This window comes from Paenibacillus sp. FSL P2-0136, from assembly GCF_037975325.1.
Lineage (GTDB): Bacteria > Bacillota > Bacilli > Paenibacillales > Paenibacillaceae > Paenibacillus_AQ > Paenibacillus_AQ silagei.
The window spans coordinates 7,055,580-7,069,765 of sequence record NZ_CP150244.1 but is presented as its reverse complement, the minus strand read 5'-3'; the positions used below and the strand labels follow the sequence as shown (position 1 = coordinate 7,069,765).

The 14,186-nt window shown below is 54.1% G+C and carries 11 protein-coding genes; 6 read left to right on the top strand and 5 right to left on the bottom strand.

The window, feature by feature from the left end; translation table 11 throughout:
* Positions 1–128: 128 nt before the first annotated feature.
* Positions 129–386, bottom strand: a complete 258-nt coding sequence (locus NYE26_RS30150; RefSeq protein WP_036722871.1) for a GlsB/YeaQ/YmgE family stress response membrane protein — start codon at positions 384–386, stop codon at positions 129–131.
* Positions 387–662: 276 nt separating this feature from the next.
* On the opposite strand from NYE26_RS30150, the gene NYE26_RS30145 reads away from it, so the two are divergent.
* The 3 genes from NYE26_RS30145 (at position 663) to NYE26_RS30135 (ending at position 3,600) form a co-directional block, all read left to right on the top strand.
* The gene (locus tag NYE26_RS30145) at positions 663–1,361 is read left to right on the top strand and encodes a response regulator transcription factor (RefSeq protein WP_209868849.1); all 699 of its coding nucleotides are present in this window, start codon (positions 663–665) and stop codon (positions 1,359–1,361) included.
* A 23-nt stretch (positions 1,362–1,384) separates the two neighbouring features.
* Complete coding sequence (locus NYE26_RS30140) at positions 1,385–2,758, top strand: HAMP domain-containing sensor histidine kinase (RefSeq protein ID WP_339252322.1); 1,374 nt, start codon at positions 1,385–1,387, stop codon at positions 2,756–2,758.
* 116 nt (positions 2,759–2,874) lie between these two features.
* A complete protein-coding gene (locus tag NYE26_RS30135; protein WP_339252320.1) occupies positions 2,875–3,600 on the top strand; it encodes a hypothetical protein in 726 nt (241 codons plus the stop codon).
* A gap of 114 nt (positions 3,601–3,714) precedes the next feature.
* Here the strand turns inward: NYE26_RS30135 and NYE26_RS30130 are convergent, their stop codons facing one another.
* Positions 3,715–4,815: a GntR family transcriptional regulator gene (locus tag NYE26_RS30130; protein WP_036723078.1), complete on the bottom strand. Its 1,101-nt coding sequence runs from the start codon at positions 4,813–4,815 to the stop codon at positions 3,715–3,717.
* A gap of 281 nt (positions 4,816–5,096) precedes the next feature.
* Here NYE26_RS30130 and NYE26_RS30125 point away from each other — a divergent pair, with 281 nt between their 5' ends.
* The 3 genes from NYE26_RS30125 to araA are packed head-to-tail and all read left to right on the top strand — an operon-like array spanning position 5,097 to position 8,872.
* Positions 5,097–6,710, top strand: coding sequence for an FGGY-family carbohydrate kinase (locus NYE26_RS30125; RefSeq protein ID WP_339252318.1), 1,614 nt, complete (start codon positions 5,097–5,099; stop codon positions 6,708–6,710).
* A 3-nt stretch (positions 6,711–6,713) separates the two neighbouring features.
* Positions 6,714–7,409: an L-ribulose-5-phosphate 4-epimerase gene (locus NYE26_RS30120; RefSeq protein ID WP_339252316.1), complete on the top strand. Its 696-nt coding sequence runs from the start codon at positions 6,714–6,716 to the stop codon at positions 7,407–7,409.
* A 38-nt stretch (positions 7,410–7,447) separates the two neighbouring features.
* A complete protein-coding gene (gene araA, locus NYE26_RS30115; protein ID WP_339252314.1) occupies positions 7,448–8,872 on the top strand; it encodes an L-arabinose isomerase in 1,425 nt (474 codons plus the stop codon).
* A gap of 133 nt (positions 8,873–9,005) precedes the next feature.
* Here the strand turns inward: araA and NYE26_RS30110 are convergent, their stop codons facing one another.
* The 3 genes from NYE26_RS30110 to NYE26_RS30100 form a co-directional block, all read right to left on the bottom strand.
* On the bottom strand, positions 9,006–10,631 hold the full coding sequence (locus NYE26_RS30110) for a helix-turn-helix domain-containing protein (protein ID WP_339252312.1): 1,626 nt from the start codon (positions 10,629–10,631) through the stop codon (positions 9,006–9,008).
* 6 nt (positions 10,632–10,637) lie between these two features.
* Entirely contained in the window at positions 10,638–12,374 is a 1,737-nt protein-coding gene (locus NYE26_RS30105) for a histidine kinase (protein ID WP_339252310.1), read from the bottom strand.
* Between the two features lie 188 nt (positions 12,375–12,562).
* Complete coding sequence (locus NYE26_RS30100; protein WP_339252308.1) at positions 12,563–14,158, bottom strand: ABC transporter substrate-binding protein; 1,596 nt, start codon at positions 14,156–14,158, stop codon at positions 12,563–12,565.
* Positions 14,159–14,186 lie beyond the last annotated feature (28 nt).

Here is a 14,186-nt window from a genome sequence, read left to right as displayed (position 1 = left end):
TATCATCCTTTCTCTCCCTCTACTCTAAGGGCAGATTCTAAGGATTCTGTAAGGATGACATGGCAGAGCCCCTGCCTGATTGAACAGGAGGGGCTCTGTGTTGACTTTGCAGCAGCCGGCAGGAAGGATTAACGACGCCGGAAGGCGCCGCCGCGGGCCAGGGCAAAGAAGATCAATAGCGCAACGATGGAGCCGATAATGGCCGGAACAATGTGGAAGCCACCTACTACAGGGCCTCTTGGACCAAGCAGCTCGGAGCCCAGCCAGGAACCGATGAATCCGGCGATTACATTGCCCAGTACGCCTCCCGGAACATCACGCCCGATTAGATTGCCGCTTAGCCAGCCGATGAGTCCCCCTACGATGATTACCCAGAGCAGATACATTGATTTGTCCCCTTTCTAGTTGGTTTATTCAAGGTATGTTGGAAAATGCGATAGGTGAACCGCCTGCCGAAGGTTTATTTTTGGAAAGGATATAGCTAGCGGTCCGGCAACAGCAAAGGCTCCGGGTACACCAGGGTGCGCGGACCGAATGTATGCGAGAAACCGAACACAATTTGCTGACGACGGGTTCACGGGCAGTGATAACAGGTGATCTGCGCTGCGGGGAGATTAACGTCCTTTGCCGGTGTTAATATTAAGTATAGGAGGAGGGATCGGATGAACAAAATTCTCGTAATCGATGATGAAGCTGCCCTTAGAGATCTGATCGAACTTGTGCTCCGCAGAGAGAATTATGAGGTGCGGACAGCGGAGAACGGGAGTGCGGGACTAGAGGCCCTGGATGCTTTTCAGCCGGATCTGGTGGTACTGGATCTGATGCTGCCCGATTGCTCCGGCTATGACCTGTGTAAGGAGATCACCAAGCGGCAGGCCGTTCCCGTCATTATGCTGTCGGCCAAGAATGAGATTATCGATAAGGTGCTGGGGCTTGAGCTGGGGGCCGAGGATTACATGACCAAGCCGTTCGATAACCGGGAGCTGCTGGCGCGGATCAAGGTGGTGCTCCGGAGAGCCCAGAACAGCGGTCTGCCCGCAGAAGCTGAAGATACCCGGATCACTCATGAGGAGCTGACCTTCGATCTGGAGACCCGGGTGGTGCAGAAAGGCGGCGTTCCGGTGGCCCTGACAGCCAAGGAATTCCGGATTCTGGAGACCCTGCTGAAGCGCCCGGACAAAATCTATACCCGGGATGAGCTGCTGGAGATTGTCTGGGGCTATGACTTCATGGGCGACAGCCGCAGCGTGGATATGACGATCATGCGCTTAAGAAAGAAGCTGGAAGATGATGCCGAGAATCCGAAATATATCCGCACCGTCTACGGCTTCGGTTATCAGCTGGGAGGTGGCTCTGCCTGAAATACGCGACCCGGCTGGTGCTAATGTATTTGCTGTTCTCGGTGCTGTCCTTTGCCGTTATCATTATTTCGGTTAATAAGGCGATTGACTATTTCAGCTTCGTAACCATAGAGAAGCAAATGATGGAGAAGGCCGATCTTGGCGAGATGTCCTTCAGGGAGGTGCTCTCCAGGCACGAACAGGAGGTAGATGCGGGGCAGATGGAGGAGGTGGCGAGAAGCGCGCTGGAGACGTTAAAAGCCTCCGTCAAGGAGGTGCGCATCTACGACAGCAGCCAGAAGCTGCTGGGACTCGCCGTTGACGGGATTGTGATCAATAACAAGACCCCCGTCATTTTCCCCGGGAATATCCAGAATGCCCTTAAGGGCAATTATGCGTATACGGTCTCCGAGGATCATCTGCTGTACTTCGCGGTTCCGATCCAAGACAAGTATTATCAGAATAGCTATGTGTACGAGTTCGTGGAGGATGTCTCTTATTTCTATACGATGATGGACCAGATCCGCTATATCCTGTTCGCCGGTGCGGGGGGATTCATTATTCTGATTACGCTCTCCAGTCTGTTCATTGCCCGGAATACGACGAAGCCGATTAAATATCTGCTGGGTGCTACGGAGAGCTTCTCCAAGCAGCAGTTCCGCGAGGTTCACCTGAATCGGAAGGATGAGCTGGGCATGCTGGCTGCGGGCCTGAACCGGATGGGCATCCAGCTCAGCGACTATATCCAGTATCAGAAGCAGTTTGTCTCGAACGTATCCCATGAGCTGAAAACGCCGCTTGCTGCGATCAAGGGGTTCTCTCAATATTTGTACGAAGGTGAGGACGAGGATGAGGAGCTGCAGCGGATCTACTTCCATCTGGTGAATGAATCGGACCGCCTGACCCGGCTGGTCAATGAGCTGCTCATGCTGTCGCGCTTCGACAAGGCAGGGCAGGATGGAATCGATGCCGAGAAGACGGACCTGGCACAGCTGGCTACGGGGGTAGCCGCCGGAATGCGGGCCAAGGCTGACAGTAAGGGGATAGAGCTTACGATCCGGCAGGGGCCGCCGGCCTTCGTCAATGTCAATCAGGTGCTGATGTCCCATGCCATCGCGAATGTGCTGGACAACGCGATCAAATACTCCGGTCCCGGTACCCGGGTAAGCATTGAAACTTTGGTCCGGGAGCAGGAAGCTGTCGTGCGGATCAGCGATCAGGGCATTGGAATCAGCGCGGATGAGCTTACCCGTGTGCAGGAGCGGTTCTACCGGGCAAGCAATGCAGGCGGGGCAGGAGGAACGGGGCTGGGGCTGTCCATATGTAAGGAGATCGCTGAGAAGTTCGGCGGGCACCTGGATATAGAGAGCCAGCTCGGCGCGGGAACCACAGTCTACATCCGTCTGCCGCTCCTGTGAACAGGCGTTACAAGACTGATACAACTCTGTTATTACACTAATAAATGCTTTTCGTATACTAACCTCATACCAAACAAACAACGCGTCCATCGCGTACATTCATGGAGGGATTACTTATGGGAACATTTAAAAAACCGGCAGCGCTGCTGCTGCCCGCAGTATTATTAATGACACTTCTGGCCGGCTGCCAATCCGATTCGGCCGCTCCGGCGGCCACTCCTTCGGCAGAACCTACAACTGAAGCGGTGGCCACGGCGGCGCCGGAGGCTACCCCTGCGGCGACTGAAGCTGCTACGGCCGAGCCAACCCCTGCGGCTTCAGCGGGCAGCTCGGAGGCAATCAAGGAGGGAACCATTGAGAAGGAAGGGAATGTGGTTCTGAAGGAGCTGGCTTTTGTCTATAAGGACCAGACTATTGCCCTCTCTGACATTGTGGATGATGCTAAGCTGGAGAGTATGCTTGGCAAGGCAACGGCGAAGAAATCGCACACTTATTCCTTGGATGACGGTAAAAATATGGATACCCTGATCGGCAGAACAGAGAACACGTATACCTTCCCGGGCCTTGAGATTAAGACCATTGATTCGGGTGACGGCAAGCAGTTCTACATCTTCAACATGAAGATCACTGATCCGAAGTACACTACGGTCCGTAATATCAAGGTCGGAGACAGCCTGGATACGCTCAAAAAAGCCTATCCCGAAGGCAAGCTGACCGGAGACGGTGCACCTGAGGAAGAGGATGACTTCCGGTTCGCCCCAAGCAACTATGTGGATTATATGCTGTTCCACGTCAAGGGCGCTAAGATTGAAAGCATAAGCATCTCTACTCTGCTGGACTAAATCAGTCCCCTGAATCAGCAGAATACTGAACAGCCCTGCCGCTTCACGGCCTGTAACGGTCATGAAGCGGTCAGGGCTGTTTGTCTTTTGTCTGCATATTCCCGGGCGGACTTCCTATTCCACTGGAGCCGGCTCCAGCACCCGCACCGTCTCCCCCTCTACCAGCTCGGGCAGATAGTAGTTGCTGTTCTTCAGATCTTTTTTACCCTGAAGCTTCTTAATGACCCATTCGGCGGCGTCACGGCCCATTCTCTCCTGCGGGTGGGTCAGCGTCGTCAGCTTGATCCCTGCATTCTTGGCGATATAGGAATTGTCCTGCCCGATAATCGACAGCTCTCCAGGAATTGAGATCCCCAGTTCGCGGCACACCTTGACCACTTCCAGGCCCACTTCATCGTTATAGCAGACGATAGCGGTCAGCACCTCTCTGTTATCTGTCAGGAATTGCTCCAGATTGGCCGACAGCGCCTGCTTCGATTCGGTATCGAAGGAGAGGACCTGCTCCGGGTGGAAGCGCAGCTTGGCCTCGCCGAGTGCCTTGATATAGCCCTTCATGCGGTATTTGCCCTGGAGATCGTCCATTTTGGCGATAATCCCGATCTGGGTATGGCCCTTCGCAATCAGCTCCCGGGTCGCCAGATAACTCGACTGTACGTCATCCAGACAGAAGAACGGCACCTCCAGCTCCTCATAATAAGCGTTAATCATGATGAACGGGACGTCCTGCTCCTTGAACGACAAGTAGTAAGCGATGTTCGGATTGTACAGGTTGCTCTTGGTTGGCTCAATGATCAGCCCGTCTACCCCGTAGGACAGCATCATCTCCAGCGCTTTCTTCTCCTGGGCGACATCGTTATTGGTGCTGGCAAGCAGCAGCGAATAATTGTCTTCATTCAGCCTGCCTTCAATGCCCCGGATAATAGATGGGAAAATATAATCGGAGAGGTAGGTTGTTATTACGCCGATGGTCCGCTTGCCCGCGCCATTCCCGGATTTGGACCGGAACTGGTGGCTGACATAGGTGCCCGAGCCCTTTTCGCTGCGCAGAAACCCCTCATTGGATAGCTCCAGAATGGCCTTCCGCACGGTCTGGCGGCTGACGCCGTACATCTCCTGCAGCGCCGACTCCGTAGGAATTTGCTCGCCTACACTGTAGGTGCCGGACAGGATGTTGCTTTTGAGTTCATCGAATATGATCTGGTACTTGGTTCGCACATGGGTCACTTCTTTCATAGTTGTTCTTATTTGGAGTGGATAAATTATTGTAGTTGTACGTACATATTATAGCTTGAATATAAGCTTAATATCCTCCGGTGTCTACCATATATCATGATTTGCGTAAAATACGGGTGATTTTCCGGTAAATTTGTAGGTATATCTTATATCTATTATTGACAAATGTACGAACAAAAAATATACTAAACCTGTTCATAAAGGAAGCGCATTCTTTAAATTCGTAAGTAACACAGTTTGGTTCAGAGAGGAGTAACGTGGGCATGGATCAGAACATCAAGCAAGCGATACTTAAGGGAGAGACATCACTGGGTATCGAATTTGGGTCCACACGTATCAAAGCCGTCCTGATTGATCAGCGATTCGAGGCGGTTGCATCCGGAAGCTACGAGTGGGAGAACCTGCTGGAAGGCGGGTACTGGACGTATCCCCTCACCGATATCATCAAGGGGCTGCAAGCGGCTTACCGCGAGATGAAGCAGGAGGTTGCACAGAAATACGGGGTTACGCTTACTACTGTCGGTTCGATCGGATTCTCAGCAATGATGCACGGATATATGGCCTTTGACAGCGCGGGCGAGCTGCTGGTTCCGTTCCGGACCTGGCGTAATGCTACAACCGGTGCGGCGGCCAAGGAATTAACAGAGCTGTTCCAGTTCAATATTCCGGAGCGCTGGACCATTGCCCACCTGTATCAGGCGATTCTGAACGGGGAAGAGCATGTTCCGCAGGCAACGTTCGTAACGACGCTGGGCGGATACATCCATTGGCTGCTGACCGGCAGCAAGGCGATCGGGATTGGCGATGCCTCCGGGGTCTTCCCTATAGATGAAGCTTCACAGGATTACCACCCGGCCATGGTCAGCCAGTTCGATGAGCTGATTGCCGCTAAGAATTACCCTTGGAGGCTGAGTGATCTCCTGCCCAAGGTCTACGCAGCAGGCGAGCAGGCTGGTGTGTTAACGGAAGCCGGAGCGAGACTGCTGGATGAGTCCGGGGACCTGCTGGCAGGCATTCCGCTCTGTCCTCCAGAGGGCGATGCCGGAACAGGAATGGTCGCTACGAACAGTGTGCGCAAACGGACCGGTAATATCTCTGTAGGCACCTCCGTGTTCGCCATGATCGTGCTGGAGAAGGACCTTACAGCGGTATACCCTGAGATTGACATGGTGACTACCCCCGATGGCAGTCCGGTAGGGATGGTGCATGCCAACAACTGCTCCAGCGATATCAATGCCTGGGTCGGCTTGTTCCGGGAATTCTCGGAGGCGATGGGCTTCAAGGCTGATCCGGCCCAGCTCTTCAGTGTTCTGTTCAATAAAGCGTTGGAGGCGGACGCTGATGGCGGCGGACTGCTAAGCTACGGCTATTTCTCGGGTGAGAACATCACCGGGCTGGAGAAGGGACGGCCGCTGTTTGTCCGCTCGCCTGAGAGCCGATTCACGCTGGGCAACTTTATGCGGACGCATTTGTTCTCCGCTTTTGGCGCGCTGAAGATCGGGATGGATATTCTGACCTTGAAGGAGCAGGTGTCCATCGACAGCATTCTGGCGCACGGCGGCTTGTTCAAGACGCCTGTTGTCGGACAGAGAATCGTGGCTGCTGCGATGAATGTTCCGGTCTCTGTGATGGCAACAGCCGGAGAAGGCGGCGCGTGGGGCATGGCGATTCTGGCTTCTTATATGAAGAACAGAGCGCAGCAGGAGCGTCTGGATGATTTCCTCGACCAGAAGGTCTTCAAGGATATCGAAGGCGAGACCATTCATCCGGTTGCGGCGGATGTGAAGGGCTTTGAATTGTTCATGGAACGCTACACGGCGGGTCTGGCGATTGAGCAGGCCGCTGTAGATCATCTCGTAGAGAACGGGGGGAATTAACACATGCTGGAGCAACTGAAGGAAGAGGTGTACGCGGCCAATCTGGAGCTGCCTAAGCACGGGCTGGTCAAATACACCTGGGGCAATGTGAGCGCGGTGGACCGGGCGAGCAGTCTGTTCGTCATCAAGCCGAGCGGAGTCAGCTATGACAAGATGAAGCCGAGCGATATGGTCGTTGTGGACTTCGATGGCAATGTGGTGGAGGGAGAGATGCGGCCTTCCTCGGATACAGCGACCCACGCTGTACTCTACAAGCACTATGCCGAAATTGGCGGCATCGTGCATACGCATTCCACGTGGGCAACCATCTGGGCTCAGGCCGGACTGGATGTTCCGGTTATGGGCACGACGCATGCAGACACCTTCTATGGTTCTGTACCGTGTACACGGTTCCTGACCCAGGAAGAGATTGACCGCGGTTATGAAGCAGAGACTGGGCATGTGATCATTGAGACTTTTGAACAGCGGGGGCTGGATGTGATGGCGATTCCCGGCGTTCTGCTGAAGGGGCATGCGCCGTTCACATGGGGCAAGGATGCCCACGCTGCTGTCATGAACAGTGTGGTACTGGAGGAAGTGTCCAAGATGAACCACTTCGCCCGCCAGCTGAATACGTTCGCCGAGGAGCTGCCGCAGCGGATTCTGGACAAGCATTATCTGCGCAAGCACGGCAAGGATGCGTATTACGGACAGAAGTAACGACTTTTACCAAACTAATAGAGAAGAGGATGAATGATATGTCAACAGTAAGCGACAAGCAATTCTGGTTCGTCGTAGGATCTCAGCACCTGTATGGAGATGAAGCGCTGGGTGAGGTGAAGGCACATGCCCAGGAAATGACTGATGCGCTCAACAACAGCGGGGTGCTTCCTTATCCGCTGGTATTGCAGGATCTGGCCGTTAGCGCAGACAAAATCACCTCCATCATGAAAGAAGTGAACTATCGTGATGAGGTTGCCGGTGTAATCACCTGGATGCACACCTTCTCCCCGGCCAAAATGTGGATTCGCGGCACGAAGCTGCTGCAGAAGCCGTTGCTTCATCTGGCTACCCAGTACAATGAGAGCATCCCTTGGGCAACGATTGACATGGACTTCATGAACCTGAACCAGGCTGCCCATGGCGACCGTGAGTATGGCTTCATCAATGCCCGCCTGAAGAAGCAGAATAAGGTCGTTGTAGGATACTGGGAACGTCCGGAAGTCCAGAAGCAGATTGCTGAGTGGATGGACGTTGCTGTAGCTTATAACGAAAGCTTCAACATCAAGGTTGCCCGCTTCGGCGACAACATGCGCAACGTCGGCGTTACCGAAGGCGACAAGGTAGAAGCCCAGATCCAGTTCGGCTGGACCGTAGATTACTTCGGCATCGGCGATCTGGTCACTTATGTGAATGAAGTGAAGCAGGAAGAGATCGATGCCCTGTTCGCAGAATATACCAAGCTGTATGCCGTTGATTATGGCACGTACAGCAAGGAAGATTGGGAAGCCAGCGTGAAGGTGCAGGCGAGCTACGAGATTGCCCTTAAGCGCTTCTTGGATGCAGGCGGCTACAATGCCTTCACCTCTAACTTCGAGGACCTGCACGGCATGAAGCAGCTTCCGGGTCTGGCTGTTCAGCGCCTGATGGCCCAAGGCTACGGCTTCGCCGGTGAAGGGGACTGGAAGACTGCGGCCCTGGACCGCCTGATGAAGGTGATGAGCCACAACCTGAACACCGGGTTCATGGAGGATTACACTTACGAAATGGCTGCCGGACAGGAAGCAATTCTCCAGTCCCACATGCTGGAGGTTGATCCGAGCCTGGCCAGCAATCAGCCGAAGATCATCGTATCTCCGCTGGGGATCGGCGACCGTGAAGACCCGGCCCGCCTCGTCTTCGACGGCAAGGCAGGCGAAGGTGTCGTGGTATCGATGGCCGACTTCGGCACCCACTACAAGCTGCTGATCAACGAAGTTACCGCGTTCGAGCCAACCGTTCCGGCTCCGAATCTGCCGGTAGCCCGTGTGCTGTGGCAGGTGAAGCCTAACTTCCAGGACGGAGTCAGAGCCTGGATCGAGAACGGCGGCGGACACCACACCGTTGTATCGCTGAACCTGACGACCGATCAGATCGTTACCTATGCGAAGCTGGTTGGCCTGGAATATGTAATTATTAAGTAATTCGAGTTACTTGTAAAATTTAACAGCGAGTAGATGTTAAAAAGAGCGAGGAGGCATAAAGCCCTCTCGCTCTTTTTGTTCGGCAGGTATGGTGAGTGCGGCGGCGAGATTCAAAAGCATCTGCCTGCTCCGCTCACTTCTTATTCCGCGCACGGTATTGCTGCGGTGTGGCGCCGACGATCCGTTTGAACAGGTTGGAGAAGCTGCCGAGGCTGGTGTATCCGACCTGCTCGGCGATATCGGTGATCTTCAGCTCTGTCTCCTCCAGCAGCTGCTTGGCCTTCTGCAGCCGTTCCTGAATGATCACATCGGAGATTGACAGCCCGGTCTCCTTCTTGAACAGCCGCGACAAGTAGGCCGGGTTCAAGTAGACATAGGCCGCGAGTTCGTCGCGGGTGATCTCTTCGCTCAGACGCGAGCGGATATACTGCCGGATCTTGGTGACCGTGGCCGAGGATACGTTATTGCTGGTCTGCAATAAGTGCATTACGGCTCGCAGGCATTCCAGCGCCCAATGCTGGAGCGAAGCGGACTGCTTCGGATAATTCTCCTTATCCATCAAGGGCTTCAGCTCCGCTGAGGCGTGTGCGGATAAGCCTTTTTTGGCGAGAACGGTGTGTACAATGAACAGGATGCCGTGGATAAGCTGGCGGTGCAGCTCACTTGTCCAGCGGCCGGGCCCGATGCCCGAGAACCACAGCGTCACGCGGCGCTCCAGCTCCTCCAGCTCGCCAAGCTCCAGGAGGGTCGCCCACTCTCCGAAGATATGCATAGGCGCTGCCTGAGGCACCGGCGCAAGCGGCTGATCTCGGCTATATGCCTGATCCTCCGGTCCGAACACCTGACGCGAACGATTCAGGTTGCGTTGTTCCCGCTCCGTGACATTCGTGTAAGCGCTCATGATTCCGGATAGAGGGACACCCGCGCTGATGTAGATCGAGAGGGAGCAATGCAGCAGCCGTCCGCAGGTATCCAGGAAGGTGCGGCCATTCTGCTCCAGCGTATGCCGGACGGCGTTCATATCGCCACGCACGTAGATGACCGCCAGATTATGGCCGACCTGATCCTGCAGCACAGTGCCTTCCAGCCCGCTTAGCAGCAGCTCATCGGCCATGTTGCGCAGTGCATATTCCATAATTGTCTCATCCCGTGCGCTAAGGTTCTCCTTCCACTGCTCCAACCCGAGCAGAGCGAGGAAGTAGCGGTCTCCAGGCTGCAGATCCAGATTGTAGGTGTTCGCCGGAAGGGTGAGCGATTCCAGCACGGGCGCTGCCCGCTGGCTGAGAATATCCTGCCAGAACCGTTCCACCAGCAGGGGGAGCTGATGCTCCCACTGTCTCCGGTACTTCTGGATCAGGGCCTCGAACTGCTGCTGCTCTCTCTGCTTGCTGATCTCGAATAGCGCCTCACGGGAGATTTTCATCAATTCCTCATAGTCTACCGGCTTGAGCAGATAATGGAAGGCTCCGTGGTAAATCGCGCGCTGGGCATACTCGAAATCCGCATGGCAGGTCAGCATAATCGTCAGCGTGCCGGGAGCGGATTGCTTCACCCAGGCCAGCAGCTCCAGGCCGCTTTTGCCCGGCATTTCAATATCGCAGATCAGCAGGTCTACGGGCTGCTGCTCAAGAACAGCAATCGCCTGGTCTACGTTCTCCGCCAGACAGACATCTGACACGCTAAGCGCGCTCCAATCTACCCCCTGCTGAAGGCCGAGCAAGGCGAAGTATTGGTCGTCAACGATTAGAACTCTGTACATTGAACGTCACAGCTCCTTTTGAACGGGTAGTCTGATTTCCACAACCGCGCCTCCGTCTGGAGCATTGTGGAAGGTAAGCCGTGCCCGGTTGTTATAGAACATCAGCATGCGTCTGTATACGTTCCATATCCCCAGATGGCGGTCTGTCGGCTTGCGCTCATATACGCCATGATTGAGCCTGTCGAGCTGAGCCGCGGAGAAGCCCGGCCCGGAATCGCGGATCTGAATGGCAATGCAGGAATCGCCGCTCTCTCCGGCTTCTTCACTGACTGTGATGCCGACCTCGAAGGGCTTCGAATTGTTGATGAAGCCATGCTTGATGGCATTCTCGACGAAGGGCTGGATCAGCAGCGGCGGAATCAGCGTAGACTCCAGCTCCTGCGGAAGCAGCACTTCATAAGACAGCTTGTTCGGATACATAACCATCTGGATCTCGATATAGTTCTGAATATGATTCAGCTCGCTGCGGAGCGGAAGCCAGGCGTCGTTGGTATTCATAATGAAGCGGAAGTGGGAGACCAGATGTCCGATCATCTTTTTGATCAAGGCATATTGCTTCAGCTCTACCAGATGAAAGACGATATTCAAGGAATTCATGAAAAAATGGGGATTGATCTGCGCCTGGAGATGCTTCAGCTCGGCCTGCTGCACCTTCATCTGCTCCTCATACACATCAATCTTGAGATTGCCGATCTGCTCCGCCATCTGGTTGAATTGCATCGTAATGATCTGGAACTCTCTGCTGTTGCCATCCTTCAGCCGGTATTCCAGCTGTCCCTTCCCCAAGATGCGCATCCCGCTGGTCAATTGCTGGATAGGCTTGAACACCAGTCTGCTAAGCAGAGCCAACAGGATAACCATTACGAGGATAATGACGAAGGGAATCACCTTGATGATCTGCTGGAAGATCGGCAGCTCGTCCAGAATGGATTTCTCGTCGAGCAGGAAAAAGACATTCAGATTGGAATATTGGGATGGCTTGTCAATCAGCAGATACGAATTACCGTTACTCAGGCGAATCGAGGCATCAGCACGAGGGTTGGGCTGATTAAGCCGGCTGCGGATGAGCGCAAGATCTTTACTGGCGAACTGGCCCCAGAGTAATTTACCGTCATTGTCGATCATGCCGACCTGTCCGCTGCCCCCGGTAGACTCCAACTGGGTCAGGGGCTGGGCCAGAGAATCGATGCTGACCAGTACCCCCATGAGAAGCCGGCCGCTCTTGTCCGGCAGCACCTTGAATAACACCGGCTCTCCGCCGAGGGTCACGGTCTCCCACTTCAGGGAGGCCTGGAGATTAGGGGTCTTGAGGTGTGAAGACAGCCCCGAGGCAATCATCTCCTTCTCTTGGTAATACTCTTTCTGGCTGCTCAGGAAGAGTTCATCCCGGTCCTGATGGTAGACGAAGACACTGCGGATAATGGTATAGTAGCTGACATCGCTGTACCACTGGTCCATCAGCTTACGGATGGACAGATAATAATTGACGCTGTCGGGACCGCTGTCGGAATAGAGCTCCAGCAGCATGTTTTCATTGGCCGTACGCAGCAGATAATGGCTGGTCTGCTCCAGCAGCTCATCGAGTGTACCTAAGTGCAGGGTCAACGTGTCCGAAGCGGACTTCGCAACCTTCTCCCGGACAATGTTGGTGGAATAGAGATTGGTGTAGGAGAGAAAGAGGAACAGCGGCGTGACCAGCAGCAGGACAAGGGCACTCACTTTGAATCGCAATGATAGTTTCACAGTCTTCCCCCTTATCCTTAGGTACATTTACACGCTGAGCGGCAGGAAAGGGGAAGGACGGCAGCCGTCCTTCCCCTTAGCTTAAAATATAAGAATTTGTATGTTCCACACGACAACTTATCCTTATATTTCTCGCTGAAACGGGTGCCGTCCTTAAAAGGACGGCATCGTCGTTTTCACTTGTTTGTTTAGGATTGTTTGGCCTTCCAGGCATCGTATTGCTTCTGAACCTCGGCGCGGATCTCTTCAATGCCGTTAGCCTTAAGCTTCTTATTGTACTCCGTAAGCACCTTATCTACACCCAGGCTGCCCGTTTCCAGCAGCGGGCGGAATTCCTTGATAATGTTGCTGACCACGGAGACCTGTGTTTTGACAGCGTCGGTATTGAAGTTGAAGCCGAAGGACTTCACCTTATGGGCGCTCTCGTTATAAGCCTTGAATTTCTCCCACTTGTCGGCGCTTTCGCCTTCCCACAGATAGGTTATGGTCTGGTTACCGAACATCCATTCAATGCCCGGCGCCCAGCCGGTATCGGCACGGGTAGCAATGCCGTCAGGCAGCTTGATGAAGTTCTCTTTGCCTTCCACCTTCACATATTGCCGTCCTTCTACACCGAAGTCAATGAGATTGACCAGCACCGGATCGGTATGCAGAAGGTTCAGCAGCATCATGGTCCGCTCGGGATCAATCGAGGTGCGTCCGATGGCCATCATGGAGTTGCTGACGCTGGCTGTACTGATCTCGGGTTCATTCCCCTTCAGCTTCACCAGCTCAATGCCGGTAGCGATGGAATCTTCCTTGTCGGAATCCGGTTTGTCTGAACCGAATTTCATCCAGGTCTTACCGGCCTTGAAAGCGTCTTCAGTACTGGTTTTGGTCGTTGCGGCATCTTTATTGATGTAGCCTTTGCTGAACCAGTCGCCGTAGAGCTTCATCCGGTAGATTGCGGTGTCGGACTCCATGGAGCTGATCACCATCTTATCAGTCTTGGTATCCAGTACGATTCCGGCGGGAGCGCCGGCCACCAGCTCATAACGGAAGTTCTCCTTCATGCTCTCTCTGGTCTTGTCGAAGTAGCCCAGGGTATCGGAGCCGCTGCCGGAGAGCCAGATCGGCGCAATAGCCGGTTCCTTCTCCTTGATCGTCTGCAGCCATGGCTCCAGATCCTCCAGCGTCTCAATCGAGTTCACATCGAAGCCGTATTTATCTACCAGATCCTTGCGGAACATAATGGTATGGCTCTCACCAATTTCCTTATTGGTAGGAATCGCATAGATTTTGCCGTCTACGGTTCCGCCGTCCAGGAAGCGGGGATCAAGGGTCTCCTTGATGCCTTGTCCATATTTGGCTAACAGATCATCCAGCGGGAGGAACGCGCCCTTGGCTACGTTATTGGCGAAGTCGGCCCAGTTGGGGGCGAAGGTCAGATCAACCTGTTCACCGGACTGGTAAGCCAGTGCCATCTTCTCGGCCCAGGAGGACCAAGGGAGTCCCTGGAAGTCAATCTCGGCGTTGATTTTCTCTTTGAGATACTTATTGATCTCATCTACAACTGCCTTGGTATCATTCTGCGGGAAATTCCCGACCGTGTAAACTTTGAGCTTCCGGAACGTTGAGGTATCAGGACTCGTGCTGCCTTCCGTGCCAGCCGTTGTGGCTGCTGCTGTTGATTCTGCCTTGGACGGGGCGGATGCACCTGAATTGCCCCCGCCGCATCCGGTAATGCCCAGTATCACGGCAGTCAGAGCGGCAAGCACCGTGCCTGAGCTTCTTGTTGTTCTCATTTGTATGAACCTCCTCGAATGATAATTA